12 protein-coding genes are annotated in these 13429 nt (G+C 71.7%); 7 read left to right on the forward strand and 5 right to left on the reverse strand.

Features of this window, described 5'->3' with window-relative positions:
• Positions 1–556: 556 nt before the first annotated feature.
• The gene (locus ACIGFK_RS26765) at positions 557–1834 is read right to left on the reverse strand and encodes a M6 family metalloprotease domain-containing protein (RefSeq protein ID WP_400053873.1); all 1278 of its coding nucleotides are present in this window, start codon (positions 1832–1834) and stop codon (positions 557–559) included.
• A gap of 260 nt (positions 1835–2094) precedes the next feature.
• Between ACIGFK_RS26765 and ACIGFK_RS26770 the strand changes: the two genes are divergently transcribed.
• From ACIGFK_RS26770 to ACIGFK_RS26780, 3 genes are all read left to right on the forward strand, one after another.
• Complete coding sequence (locus ACIGFK_RS26770) at positions 2095–2787, forward strand: TetR/AcrR family transcriptional regulator (RefSeq protein ID WP_376660675.1); 693 nt, start codon at positions 2095–2097, stop codon at positions 2785–2787.
• 93 nt (positions 2788–2880) lie between these two features.
• Positions 2881–4419: an MFS transporter gene (locus ACIGFK_RS26775; RefSeq protein ID WP_376660674.1), complete on the forward strand. Its 1539-nt coding sequence runs from the start codon at positions 2881–2883 to the stop codon at positions 4417–4419.
• Between the two features lie 139 nt (positions 4420–4558).
• Complete coding sequence (locus ACIGFK_RS26780; RefSeq protein WP_376660673.1) at positions 4559–5362, forward strand: dioxygenase; 804 nt, start codon at positions 4559–4561, stop codon at positions 5360–5362.
• Here ACIGFK_RS26780 and ACIGFK_RS26785 read toward each other — a convergent pair.
• Positions 5359–6009 (reverse strand): Uma2 family endonuclease, encoded by a 651-nt coding sequence (locus tag ACIGFK_RS26785; RefSeq protein WP_376660672.1) that lies wholly within the window; start codon positions 6007–6009, stop codon positions 5359–5361. The genes ACIGFK_RS26780 and ACIGFK_RS26785 overlap by 4 nt on opposite strands.
• 103 nt (positions 6010–6112) lie before the next feature.
• Positions 6113–6643: a GNAT family N-acetyltransferase gene (locus ACIGFK_RS26790; RefSeq protein ID WP_376660671.1), complete on the reverse strand. Its 531-nt coding sequence runs from the start codon at positions 6641–6643 to the stop codon at positions 6113–6115.
• Positions 6644–6841: 198 nt separating this feature from the next.
• Between ACIGFK_RS26790 and ACIGFK_RS26795 the strand changes: the two genes are divergently transcribed.
• Complete coding sequence (locus ACIGFK_RS26795) at positions 6842–7819, forward strand: RNA polymerase sigma factor RpoD/SigA (protein ID WP_376660670.1); 978 nt, start codon at positions 6842–6844, stop codon at positions 7817–7819.
• 265 nt (positions 7820–8084) lie between these two features.
• Here the strand turns inward: ACIGFK_RS26795 and ACIGFK_RS26800 are convergent, their stop codons facing one another.
• Positions 8085–9044 carry a helix-turn-helix transcriptional regulator gene (locus tag ACIGFK_RS26800; RefSeq protein WP_386464954.1) on the reverse strand — a complete coding sequence of 320 codons (960 nt, stop codon included), beginning with the start codon at positions 9042–9044 and terminating at the stop codon, positions 8085–8087.
• A gap of 62 nt (positions 9045–9106) precedes the next feature.
• Here ACIGFK_RS26800 and ACIGFK_RS26805 point away from each other — a divergent pair, with 62 nt between their 5' ends.
• The 3 genes from ACIGFK_RS26805 (at position 9107) to pfkB (ending at position 12554) form a co-directional block, all read left to right on the forward strand.
• Positions 9107–10675: an MFS transporter gene (locus tag ACIGFK_RS26805; RefSeq protein ID WP_400053877.1), complete on the forward strand. Its 1569-nt coding sequence runs from the start codon at positions 9107–9109 to the stop codon at positions 10673–10675.
• A 164-nt stretch (positions 10676–10839) separates the two neighbouring features.
• Positions 10840–11601 carry a DeoR/GlpR family DNA-binding transcription regulator gene (locus tag ACIGFK_RS26810; RefSeq protein ID WP_376661689.1) on the forward strand — a complete coding sequence of 254 codons (762 nt, stop codon included), beginning with the start codon at positions 10840–10842 and terminating at the stop codon, positions 11599–11601.
• Positions 11598–12554, forward strand: coding sequence for a 1-phosphofructokinase (gene pfkB, locus ACIGFK_RS26815; RefSeq protein WP_400053879.1), 957 nt, complete (start codon positions 11598–11600; stop codon positions 12552–12554). Before ACIGFK_RS26810 ends, pfkB begins: the two co-directional genes overlap by 4 nt.
• Positions 12555–12583: 29 nt before the next feature.
• On the opposite strand, the gene ACIGFK_RS26820 is transcribed toward pfkB, so the two are convergent.
• The gene (locus ACIGFK_RS26820; protein ID WP_400053881.1) at positions 12584–13363 is read right to left on the reverse strand and encodes a DUF6227 family protein; all 780 of its coding nucleotides are present in this window, start codon (positions 13361–13363) and stop codon (positions 12584–12586) included.
• Positions 13364–13429 lie beyond the last annotated feature (66 nt).

Raw genomic sequence — 13429 nt, forward strand, 5'->3', positions numbered from 1 at the left:
GCAGTGAGTCCCAGAGTGCGTCGGCGAGTTCGGGGTTACGGCCGTCGAGTTCGGCGGTAACGGTGATACCGAGGTCGGGCCAGACGATCTCGATGTTGCGTGCGGATAACTTCTTGCTCATGACTGTCCCCTTCGTTCGACGAACGTCAGGGGGGATCGATGGTCCGGCCGGAAATCCGGCAGCACATGAAGGCCCCACGAAACGCGGTGGCCGGCGTACGGACTCAACAAGCGCAATCCCCCGTGCTGTTGCAACTTGTAGTGAGGAGTACACATGCAGCCCGGCGGAGTCAGCTAGCTACCGAAGACATGAAAACTCCCCTGGCTGAGAACGGCTCTTCGTAGATTTCTACGGGAACCATTCCGCTCCGGGCGCCTCCCATGGTGAATGCTCCAGCCGCAGGCATCTCCGGCGGGACGCAAATGTGGAACGTCCCGCTTGGAATGCTCGGTCGAGTACCGATCAGGGAAATCCGCGGCCCCGCCGAGGAACCGGAATGCGGCTCCGTGCGCGGTCCGCGGTCGGCCCGCCGCGGACGGCTCCGGCCGCGGGCCGTCAGGGGCGGATGACGCGGATCTGGAAGTCGCCGTTGCGCAGCTCGCCCACCACCGAGATGCTGATGCCCGCCTTCTCGTCGGTGAAGGTCTCGCCCGGGCGGAACGGCGCGTCGGAGAGCTCCGAGTGCACGTTGGGCCGCCGGGTGCAGCCGCCGCTCGCGGTGGAGCTGTCCGAGACCGTCACCGGGCCGTGCCCGGTGTCCACGCCGGAGTCCACCTTGTAGATGAGGACGCCCGGCTTGCAGACGGCCTCGTCGTTCCCGGCCTGGGTGCGCACTTCCACCGCGTACCCGACGCTTTCCGAGATGGGGACGAAGGCCAGCTTCCTGCCGCCCTCCACGGCCAGCGGCGACAGGATGTGGTCGCTGGTGCCCGACTTGGCGGCGCAGCTGATCTGCGAGCTGTCCAGCCAGCCCAGCTTCCACTTGTGCCAGCCGAGCAGGTCGTTGTTGGCGCCCCAGTCCTCGCTCATGATGTCCCAGTGCCCGACCGTGCCCCCGCCGTCGGAGGTGTAGAGGTCGGGCAGCCCGAAGACGTGCCCGTTCTCGTGGGGGAGCACCCGGTAGCCGGTCTCCCGGTAGGTGCCGGAGCCGTCGTCCTGCCGGCTGTAGACGAAGGACGTGTTGGCCAGCGGCACCCCGTCGGCGGTCGGCGCCTCGCCGTTGCCCGAGAAGGTCACCGACAGGACGGTGTCCAGGGCGGACGGCCCGGCGTTCGGCGTGACCAGGACGTTGATCAGGTCGTACCGGGTGAAGTCCACCTCGGGGTCGGCGGCCTTGGCTATGTGCTCGACGAGCTGCCGGTAGCCGGGTTCGTAGGCGGACCCGCGCTCGATCCCGTACGAGGCGAACGGCATCGGCATGCGCAGCCAGTTCTTTATCGGCGCCTCGGCCCGGTAGGTGAGCCGCCCGTAGGAGCTGGTGCGGAACCAGTCGGAGGTCTGCGGGAAGAACTCCGCGAGCCGGTCCGCGGCCGTCCCCTCGCCCTTCGCGTCGGGGAAGTCGATCATCAGGTTCAGTGCGCGGACCTCGCCGGTCGAGTGCGAGTACCCCGGCGGGGTCGGCATGCCCTCGGACATCTGCACGCCCATCGTGCCGGCGATCCGGCACGGCGCCAGGGCCGACTCGGCACTGGTGGCGACGGGGCCGGCCGCGGAGTGGTCGTGGCTGGCTATGCCCGCGCTCGCGGTCGCCGTGACGCCGAGGGCCAGCGCGGTGAGGCCGATGTAGGCGCTGGTGCGGCGTGGCTTGCGTATCCGGTGGCGCGTCTGCGGCATTGGAGATCGCCTTCGGGTCCGCGGCAGCCGGCCCTGCCCGGTCTGCGCTCTGTTCGATCACCCTCCGACGGCCGCGACGCGCCCGCGCGCCGGGAGCGGCCAAACGGTGACGGGCCCCACGGTGCGGTATGACCCAGCTCACACTCAGGGGTGAAATAACCGGGGAGTGGATCCCCGTTTCAACGTGAGTCCCGCGAAGTGGGGACCGGCTCCCCGTTTGGTGGAGGCGGTACGGACCGAAGCGCCAGGGAGGCCCCGGAATGAAGCGCCACGGCACCACACCGGCAGCGGCACCCGAGACCCCCGCGTCGGTGCCCGCCGGCCCTCGCGCCGTTCCGCGGCCGCGGGCCGACGCCGTGCGCAACCGCGAGCGGATCCTGACGGCCGCCCGCGAGATGTTCGTCGAGTTCGGCTGCAACGCCCCCTTCGACGAGGTCGCCCGCCGGGCGGGCGTCGGCAACGCCACCCTCTACCGGCACTTTCCCGACCGCCCGACCCTCATCCACCAGGTCGTGCTCTTCGTGATGGCCCGGGTCACGGCTTCCGCCGAGGCCTCCCTCGCCGAGGAGCCCGACGCCTTCGCCGCCCTCTGCCGCTTCACGCACGCCGCCGCGGACGAGCGGATCGGCGCCCTGTGCCCGATGCTCGCCGAGGGCTTCGACCGCGACCACCCCGAACTCCTCGACGCGCGGGCCTCCCTGGAGGCCGCCGTCGAAACCCTGCTGACCGCCGGTCAGGAGGCGGGTCTGATCCGTACGGACATCGGAGTCGGCGACCTGATGGTCGCCCTGTCCCAGCTCAGCCGCCCCCTCCCCGGCACCGACTGCCTCGACGTCGACCGCTTCACCCACCGTCACATCCAGCTCTTCCTCGACGGGTTGCGGGCTCCGGCCCCCTCCGTGCTGCCCGGTTCGGCGGCCACGCTCGAGGACCTGAGGCGGAAAACCATGTGACGCGAAGACCGGTCCCAAATATGTTCTTTCAGTAGTTTTCCCGCCCCAAGTCGTCCAAAGTCATTCATTCCGCACCGCGAAGTGGGTACCCCCATGTCAAAAACAGCCGCGACACCCCCGCAGGCTGCCGCCGCTGATCCCAGTCGCTGGAAGGCGCTCGTCTTCATAGCCCTGGCCCAGCTGATGGTCGTCCTGGACGCGACCATCGTGAACATCGCCCTGCCCTCCGCCCAGACCGACCTCGGCATCTCCGACGGAAACCGGCAGTGGGTCATCACCGCGTACGCGCTGGCCTTCGGCGGTCTGCTCCTCTTCGGCGGCCGCATCGCCGACAAGTGGGGCCGCAGGAACGCCTTCGTCGTCGGCCTCATCGGCTTCGCCCTGGCCTCCGCGCTCGGCGGCGCCGCCAACGGCGAGGCCATGATGCTCGGCGCCCGCGCCCTCCAGGGTGCCTTCGGCGCGCTGCTCGCACCGGCCGCCCTGTCGCTGCTGGCCGTCATGTTCACCGACGCCAAGGAGCGGGCCAAGGCCTTCGGCATCTACGGTGCGATCGCGGGCGGCGGCGGCGCCGTCGGCCTGATCCTCGGCGGCTTCCTCACCGAGTACCTGAACTGGCGCTGGACCTTCTTCGTCAACATCCCGTTCGCGATCATCGCGGCCGTGGGTGCCTGGCTGGTCATCCGTGAGCCCGCGGGCGGCCGCAACCGCGCGCGGCTCGACGTCCCCGGCGTGGTCCTGTCCACGCTCGGCCTGGTCGCGCTGGTCTACGGCTTCACCCGCGCCGAGTCCGCCGGCTGGTCGGACGCGGTCACCGTCTCCATGTTCATCGCCTCGGCGGTGCTCCTCGCCTCCTTCGTCTTCGTCGAGTCCAAGGTGAAGTCCCCGCTGCTGCCGCTGCGCGTCCTGCTGGAGCGCAACCGCGGCGGCGTCTACCTCTCGCTCGGCCTGGCCGTCATCTCGATGTTCGGCCTGTTCCTCTTCCTCACCTACTACCTGCAGGTCGTGAAGGGCTTCTCGCCCGTCAAGACCGGCTTCGCCTTCCTGCCGATGATCGCGGGCATGATCACGGGCTCCACCCAGATCGGCGCCCGCCTCATGACCCGGGTCGCGCCGCGCCTGCTCATGGGTCCGGGCTTCCTGCTCGCCGCCACCGGCATGCTGCTGCTGACGCAGCTGGAGGTCGGGTCCTCCTACCCGGCGCTGATCCTGCCCGCGCAGCTGCTGCTCGGCCTCGGCATGGGTACGGCGTTCATGCCGGCCATGTCCCTGGCCACCCACGGGGTGAACCCGGCCGACGCCGGAGTCGCCTCCGCCATGGTCAACACCTCGCAGCAGGTCGGCGGCGCCATCGGCACCGCGCTGCTGAACACCATCGCCGCCTCGGCGACCACCGCGTACCTGACGGACCACGCGGCGGAGGCCGCGGCGGGCGGCGGCGCGGCCAAGCTCGTCCAGGCGCAGGCCATGGTCGAGGGCTACTCCTCCGCCATCTGGTGGGCGGTCGGCATCCTGATCGCCAGCGCCGCCATCGCCCTCACGCTGATCAACACGGGCCGCCCGGGCACGGGCGCCGTGGTGGCCTCCGGTTCCGCCGAGGACGCCGAGGTCAAGGTCCCGGTGATCGCCCACTGACGGGGGCGGTGCCCGTCCGGGAATGACTGACCACCCCGCTTGGTTCAAATTTGAACCAAGCGGGGTTAGTCTTTTGGGGCGACCCCGTACGACCCCGTACGACCGTGCACCGCCGCGCATCCCCGATGGAGGAGCTCCCATGACCCCGACCCCCACGGGTACGCCCTCGCAGGGGACCCGCATGCCGGCCCTCTACCTCAGCCACGGGGCGCCGCCGCTCGCCGACGACCCGGTCTGGCCCGGCGAGTTGGCAGCCTGGTCCGCCGGCCTGCCCCGCCCCCGGGCGATCCTGATGGTCTCCGCCCACTGGGAGGAGGCGCCCCTCGCCCTCGGCGCGACCGAGACGATCCCGCTCGTGTACGACTTCTGGGGCTTCCCCGAGCACTACTACCAGGTCCGCTACGAGGCCCCGGGCGCCCCGCAGCTCGCCGCCGAGGTCCGGGGGCTCCTCCGGGCCCCCGGCACCCCCGTCCAGGACATCCCGGACCGCGGGCTCGACCACGGCGCGTACGTCCCCCTCGTCGAGATGTTCCCGGAGGCCGACATACCGGTGCTCCAGATATCCATGCCGACCCTCGACCCGCGCCGCCTGATGGACATCGGCCGCAAGCTCGCACCCCTGCGCGACGAGGGCGTCCTGATCGTCGGCAGCGGCTTCTTCACCCACAACCTGGCGGCCCTGCGGCACGCGGGCACGCCCGCCTGGTCGGCGGAGTTCGACGCCTGGGGCCACGAGGCCCTCGCCGCGGGCGACCTGGACTCACTGCTCGACTTCGAGGCCAAGTCCCCCTCGGGCCGCCTGGCCCACCCCCGCACCGAACACTTCGCCCCCCTCTTCGTCACCCTCGGCGCAGCCGAAGCCACGGGCGACCTCGCCGCCCGCCGCGACCCGGTGACGGGCTTCTGGATGGGCCTCTCGAAGCGCTCCCTTCAGTTCGGCTAGACCGTGCCGTCGCGCAGCGGCCCGGTGATCTCCTCGCCGATGACGAACCCCTTGGCGGGCCCTTCCGGGACGGTGACCGCGGTGCCGTACGGCATCCGCACCTCGGACGCGTACCGGGCCTCACCCGGTACGGGGCCGGTCAGCAGGCTGACGGTGCCGTGCCCGTCGTAGTCGTCGATGATCACGTACACGGGGATCCCGGCCCGTGCGTAGGCCCGCCGCTTGCGCTCGCGGTCCCGCTCGATGCTGTCCTTGCCGGGCGAGACGACTTCGGCGATCAGCAGCACGGCGGAGGCCTGGATCCCGAGGCCGTCCTCGGTGACGTGCTCTTCGGCGTCCTCCAGGGAGATGAACAGGTCGGGGATCCAGACCTTGCGCTTGTGGATGATGTTCATGTCCTGGCGGGCGACGAACTCGCTCTGTGCGAGGAAGACGACCAGTTGGTCCCGGAGTCGATTGGCGATCCGACCGTGTGAGTAGCGGCCCGTGGGTGACACCTCGATGAACCCCTCGACGATCTCGGCGTGATAGCCCTCGGGGAGTTCCATGGCCTTCCATGCCTGCCACAGGACGTCGTCCAGGTCCGACGGGGGAGTCGCGACCTTCGGCATTACGGCCTCCAGCGTCTCGTGGGCGAGAGCGGTCATGTGCAGCACCTCCTCTGAGTGTGGGCGTCGCCGGCCGGGTGGCACAAGCGACTCCCCGATGCTGGAGGCGGTGAGTCACATGCATCTGGAATATGCCGGAACCTCACCCGGAAGGGTGGCGGTCCAGGCGCTTCTCGTACCAGCGGACGTCCCAGTACCGTCCGAACTTCCACCCCGCCTCCGTGAACTCCCCGATCCGCCGGAAGCCGAAGCGCTCGTGGAGCCGCACCGAGGCCTCGTTCGGCAGGGCGATCCCGGCGAAGACCCGGTGCACCGGCTCCTCGGCCAGCTCCGCGAAGAGCGCCTCGTACAGCGCCGTCCCGATGCCCCGGCCGACCGCGCGCGGGGCCAGGTAGACGCTCGCCTCCACCGATGTGGCGTACGCCGGTTTGGGACGGAATGGGCTGGTTGTGGCGTATCCGGCGATTCGGTCGCCACTCCAGGCAACCAGAAGCCGGTGAGGGCCGTCTTCAGGGTGGGAGTGCAGCCATGGGCGGCGCTGTTCCGGGGTGAAGACGGCCGTGTCGAACGTGACGGCGGTCTCACGGACGTAGTGGTTGTACACGTCCGTGAGGGATGCCAGATCGGCCTCCGTCCCGGGCCTGACCTGCACCTCTTCGATGTCCTGCGGCATTCGGTCCCCTCTCGCGGCGGGGCAGGATACTGCAAGATCTCGAAAAAGAGGGAGCAGCGTGGGAATTCTGTCCCGATTCCAGTCGTTGTTTCCTTCGGAAGCGGGCACTCGGGAGAGTGTCCGACCAGGGCGTTCCACCGCACCACGGTGGCCGTCCGGCAGCCGCACCGCGACCGAACTCATTGCAAGGGAGCACGCATGGCAACCCGCGCCGTCGCCCGCCGTCAGTCCACGAGCAGCGCACGCGCTGCGGGCGGGGAGATCGCAGACCGCGACCTGGTCGGCATGTACCTGGACGAGATCGCGCGCACCCCGCTGCTCGACGCCGCCAAGGAAGTGGAGCTCTCGCAGATCATCGAGGCGGGCGTGTACGCCCAGCAGATCCTCGACGGCGAGATCGAGCGGGAGGGCGACGCCCCCGCGCGCGAGGAGCTGGAGGCGCTGGCCGCCGAAGGCGAGCGCGCCAAGGAAGTCTTCATCCGCTCCAACCTCCGCCTCGTCGTCGCGGTCGCCCGCCGCTACCCGCGCAGCGGTCTGCCGCTCCTCGACCTCATCCAGGAGGGCAACGCCGGCCTGGTCCGCGCGGTCGAGAAGTTCGACTACACCAAGGGCTTCAAGTTCTCCACGTACGCCACGTGGTGGATCCGCCAGGCGATCACCCGCTCCATCGCGGACCAGTCCCGCACCATCCGCCTCCCCGTGCACCTGGTCGAGGAGCTCGGCCGGATCCGCCGCGTCCAGCGCGAGTTCAACCGCGAGCACGGCCGGGAGCCGGAGCACGCCGAGATCGCCGCCGAGCTGGATTCGACGGAGAAGCGCGTGGGCGACGTCCTGGACTGGGCGCGTGACCCGGTCAGCCTGAACATGTCGGTCGACGACCAGGGCGAGACGCAGTTCGGCGACCTCCTGGAGGACACCGCCGCGATCTCCCCCGAGCAGTCCGTGCTCTCGCTGCTGCGCAGCGAGGAGCTGGAGGACCTGCTCGGCAAGCTCGACCAGCGCACCGCGTCGATCATCAAGATGCGGTACGGGATCGAGGACGGCCGCGAGCGGACCCTGACGGAGGTCGGCAAGCAGCACGGCCTGACCCGGGAGCGGATCCGCCAGATCGAGAAGCACGCGCTGCTGGAGCTGAAGCGGATGGCGCGGGACACGGGCTTCGACGCCGTGGCCTAGCGCGGCCGGCCCACCCCCCTGAACGAGCCCCGGTGCCTATCCCCCCCAGGCGCCGGGGCTCCCGCGTGCCGCGCACAGCTCAAACCCCCGGGGCTCCCGCCCCGCCCCCCCGCGTCTCAAACGCCGGCGGGGCTTGATTTCGGCTCCCGCGGCTGGTTTGCCGCGGGCAATTCCAGCCTCGCCGGCGTTTGAGGCGCGGGGGTCCGGGGGCAGAACCCCCGGCAGTGGCGCCGCACCCGGCCCCGTGGCTTCGGCGGAGCGGGTCTCACTCGGCCGCGCCCACCGCGCCCGACAGCCGTGCCCCCAGCTCCGCCGCGGCGACCCGCAGCTCCGCCGGTTCCCGGACCGTGAAGGGGAGCCCCGTCAGCGCCAGCCTCGCCGCCATCCACTCCGGCGCGTCCCCCGTGTCGAAGCGGACCACCGTCTCCGGCCGCCCCCCGCCCGGCAGGGCGAAGGCCCGGAGCCACGGCGGCAGCTGCTCCGCGCCCGCCGCGAAGGCGGCTTCCACCACGTACGTCGTCTCCCGGCCCCGCAGCCCGCGCCGCACGAACTCCTCCGCATCCACCGGCAGCTCCCGCGGGGCGAACCGCGCACCCGTCGCGAACGGCTCCCGCACCCGGTCCACCCGGAAGGTGCGCCAGTCCTCGCGCTCCATGTCGTACGCCACCAGGTACCACCGGCTCCCCGTGCTGACGAGCCGGTACGGCTCCACCAGCCGCCGCGACTCCGCCCCGTCCGCCGCCCGGTACGCGAACCGCAGCCGCTCCGGCCCCGCCACCGCCGAGGCCATCGTCGTCAGCGTCCGGGGGTCGACGCTCGCCCCGTCCCCCCGCGTCAGCGCGGTCGTGGCGGACTGCAGCGCGCCCACCCGGTGCCGCAGCCGCGACGGCAGCACCTGCTCCAGCTTCGCCAGGGCCCGCACGGAGGCCTCCTCGATCCCGTCGACCGCGTGCCCGGCCCCCGCCCGCAGCCCCACCGCGATCGCCACGGCCTCCTCGTCGTCGAGCAGCAGCGGCGGCATCGCCGCGCCGGCCACCAGCCGGTAGCCGCCCTCCGCGCCCAGCGTGGCCTCCACCGGGTATCCCAGCTCCCGCAGCCGCTCGATGTCCCGCCGGATGGTCCGCGAGCTCACCCGCAACCGCTGCGCCAGCTCGCTCCCCGGCCACTCGCGCGGGGTCTGGAGAAGGGACAGCAGGGAGAGCAGCCGTGCCGGTGTGTCGGTCATGGCACCAGGTTGCCAGCGAAAGAGGACACACCCTGACCTACATCCCGTCTAGGTTTCTCCTCATGAGCACCGAGACGTCCAAGAAATCGCCCGCGAGACCGAGCGGGCCCGCACGAGAAGAGCGGAGCGGGGCAACGGCACCCGCAACCACGCACGCCGACCGACGCCGCTGGCTGGCCCTCGCCATCGTGATGACCGCGACCTTCATGGACCTGGTCGACGTCACGATCGTCAACATAGCCATCCCCAGCATGCGCGAGCACCTCGGCGCATCCACCAGCGCGATCCAGTGGATCACCGCGGGCTACGCCCTCGCCTTCGCCGCCGGCCTGATCACCGGCGGCCGTCTCGGTGACATCTTCGGCCGCAAGCGCCTCTTCCTCCTCGGCGTCGCCGGCTTCACCGCCGCTTCGCTGCTCTGCGGCATCGCGGCCAACCCGGGCATGCTCGTCGCCTCCCGCCTGCTCCAGGGCGGCATGGCGGCGATGATGGTTCCGCAGGTCCTGGCGATCATCCACGTCACCTTCCCGCCGCACGAGCGCGGCAAGGTCTTCGGCATGTTCGGCGCGATCGTGGGCCTCGGCGCCGTCTCGGGCCCGATGCTCGGCGCGCTGCTCAGCGAGTGGAACCTCTTCGGCCTCGAATGGCGCCCGATCTTCCTGATCAACCTGCCGGTCGGCATCGCGGCCGTGATCCTGGGCCGCATCTTCATCAGCGAGTCCAAGGCCCCCAAGGCCCTGCGCCTCGACCTCGTCGGCGTCGTCCTCGCGACCCTCGCCCTGGTCATGCTGATCTTCCCGCTCACCCAGGGCCGCGAGAACGGCTGGCCGGTGTGGGGCTTCGTCTGCATGATCGCGTCGCCGTTCGTCTTCGCCGCGTTCATCGCCTACGAGAAGTACAAGATCAAGAAGGACGGCTCCCCGCTCGTGGAGCTCTCCCTCTTCAAGGTCAAGAGCTTCGCCGGCGGCATCGCCGTCCAGCTGACCTTCGGCATCGCGACCGGCATCTTCTTCCTGGTCTGGACGCTGTACATGCAGCTGGGCCTCGGCTGGAGCGCCCTGCACGCCGGCCTCACGGGCATCCCCTTCTCCCTCTCCGTCTCGGCCGCCGCGGGCATCTCCGTCGGCAAGCTGGTGCCGCGCTTCGGCCGCAAGGTGCTCCAGGCCGGCGCACTGACGATGGCCGCCGGCCTGCTCCTCTACATCTGGGAGTCCGCGCACTACGGCATGGAAATCGCCTCCTGGCAGATGGCGGCCCCGCTGGTCCTCATGGGCATCGGCATGGGCCTGATCGTGGCGCCGCTCAACGACACGACGCTGTCCGAGGTGCCGCGCGAGCACGCCGGCTCCGCCTCCGGCCTGATCAACACCACCGGCCAGATGGGCAACGCCCTGGGCCTCGCCCTGACCTCCGTCGTCTTCTTCGGGCTGATCGAGGACGACATGGTCTTCGGCCCGCAGTACGTCGAGGCCTTCCGCGGCGCGCTGTGGTCGATCGCGGGCGTACTGGTCGTGATCTGCGCGGTGATGTTCCTGCTGCCGCGGAGGCCCGTCCCGATGGAGCAGCGCGAGGGCGGTTCCGAGTACACGGCCCCCGCGGAGCCCGCCGCCGAGAAGGCCCCGGTCGCCTAGGGGGTGTCCGGCGGATCAGGGCCGGGCCCGGCCCGCCTGGCGCACGGCCCACGGACATGCCCGCCTTCACCTGCGGGCATGTCCGTTTCTCTTTGTTGGCGTCAGGAACCGGGCGTATGGTGGACGAGTCCACGCATTCGGGCACGGAACGGACGTAAACCCACATGTACGCGCCGGAGCGCCAGCAGGAGACCCTCCGTCTCGCCCGCGAGGCCGGCCGGGTCGACGTGCTCTCCCTCGCGGACCGGTTCCAGGTGACGGCCGAGACCGTACGCCGCGACCTCAAGGCCCTCGACCGGGCCGGCCTGGTCCGCCGCGTGCACGGCGGGGCCATCCCGGCCGGGCGCCTGGACTTCGAACCGGACCTCACCGAGCGCGAGTCGACCGCCGCGGACGAGAAGGACCGCATCGCGGCCGCCGCCCTCGCCGAACTCCCCGGCGGCGGCAGCGTCGTCCTCGACGCGGGCAGCACCATCGCCCGCCTCGCGGCCGTCATCCCGGTCGAGGCGGCGCTCACCGTGGTCACCCACGCGCTGCCCGTCGCCGCCCGGCTCGCCGACCACACCGGCATCGACCTCCACCTCGTCGGGGGCCGCGTCCGCCACCGCACCCGCGCCGCCGTCGACGCCTGGGCGCTGCGCTCGTACGCCGAGATCCGCGCCGACGTCCTCTTCCTCGCGACCAACGGCTTCACGCCCGAGGGCGGCCTGACCACCCCCGACCTCGCCGAGGCCGCGGTCAAACGGGCCGCGATGGCCGCCGCCCGCCGGGTCGTCCTGCTCGCCGACTCCGCGAAGGCCGGACAGGAACACTTCGCGCGCTTCGGCTCGTTCGCGGACATCGACCTGCTCATCACGGACGCGGGGCTCGGCCCCGCCGACAAGGCGGCGATCGAGGCCGCCGGTACGGAAGTCGTGCTCGTATGATCCTCACCGTCACGCCGAACCCCTCCCTGGACCGGACCTACGAGGTCCCCGCCCTGGCCCGGGGCGACGTGCTGCGCGCCACCGGCGACCGGGTCGACCCCGGGGGCAAGGGCGTCAACGTCTCCCGCGCGGTGGCCGCCGCGGGCCACCGCACGACGGCGGTCCTCCCGCTCGGCGGCGCCCCGGGCACCCTGCTCGCCGAACTCCTGGTCGCACAGGGCGTGGACGTCACCGCGGTCTCCATCTCCGGCCAGACCCGCTCGAACATCTCCCTCATCGAACCGGACGGCACCCTCACCAAGGTCAACGCGCCCGGCCCGGAGCTGACCCCGACGGAATCCGCACTCCTCCTCGACACCGTCCGCGGCTGCTCCGGCGGCGCGGAGTGGATCGCCTGCTGCGGCAGCCTCCCGCGCGGCCTCGAACCGCAGTGGTACGCCGACCTGGTCGCCCGCGCCCGCGAGGGCGGCGCCCGCGTGGCCCTCGACACCTCGGGCCCGGCGCTGCTCGCGGCGCTCCCGGCCCGGCCGGACGTCGTCAAGCCGAACGCCTGCGAGCTGGCCGCGGCGGCGGGCCGCCCGCTCGCCACCCTGGGCGACGTCCTCGACGCGGCGCAGGAGCTCCGCTCGCGGGGTGCCGGCGCAGTGCTCGCCTCACTGGGCGCCGACGGCCAGCTCCTGGTCGAGGGGGAGGGCATCCACTACGGCACCGCGCGGGTCCCCGCGGACCGGCTCCGCAGCAACGTCGGCGCGGGCGACGCCGCCCTGGCCGGCTTCCTCGCAGCGGGAGGCGCCGGTCCGGCCGCGCTCGCCTCGGCCCTGGCCCACGGCGCGGCCGCGGTCCGGCTCCCGGGCAGCGTCATGCCGAGCCCGGCGGACCTGGACCCCGACGCGGTCCGCACCACCCAGGACCCGCCCCTGGACCTCCCGCTGTCCGAACCCGCGACGCCCTGACCCGAAACCGGGCCGCCAGGGCGGCAGCGTCACCGCACCCGGGAGCGGTGCTGCTCCATGGCTCCGCGCGCGGCCGCCTCGCTCTCGTACACCTCGCACATGTGCCGTCCGTCCGGCGTGGCCGTGTGCTCGACCTCCCACAGGCTGAGCTCCGTGCCGTCCAGCAGCACGAAGGCGTGCTCGTAGAGGCTGAAGCCCGCGTCCCGCCCGTCGGGGCGGCACTGCCGGGTGCTGCCGAACGCCTGCGTGATGTGGTGTGCGTACGCCGACCGCAGCAGCGCCGCGACCTCCTCGCCGGGGCGGTCCGGGTTCTCCGCCCGGCGCAGCACCCGCCGGGCGTGGTCGGCGGACTGCTCCACCGCGTACTCCCGGTGCCGCTGCGCGGGGGCGGAGCCCGCGAAGAGCGCGGTCAGCACGGCGACGTCGGTCTCCGGCTCCTCCTCGCCCGGAAGCAACGCCGCTTCCAGCGCCGCGTCCGACGCGGCCCCGCCGAACAGCCGGGCCACGGCCAGGCAGGTCTCCGCCTTGCTCGCGAACACCTCGTGCCGGACCGTGCGGTCGCCCCCGCCGAGCCGGTACGTCAGCTCCCACAGGGAGACCGAACCGCCGTCCGCCAGCAGGTAGGTGTGCCGGTGCGTCTCCCGCCACACGCCCGTCGCCGGGCTGTGGTGGGTGGTGTACAGCGAAGAACTGTGGGCGAGGGCCGCGCCGAGGCGTTCGACCAACCTGTCCGGCAGGTCGAAGGAGTTGAGGGTGCGGCCGAGGAGGCGGTCGAGGTGCGCCTCGGTTGTCTCGTACGGATCGCTCAAGGTGGGTCTCCAGGCCGTCGCAGCTAGTCACTTCGCGGATGCTCAACGTAGCCCCTGGCTCTGACA

It is taken from the genome of Streptomyces sp. NPDC085524 (assembly GCF_044541755.1).
Lineage (GTDB): Bacteria > Actinomycetota > Actinomycetes > Streptomycetales > Streptomycetaceae > Streptomyces.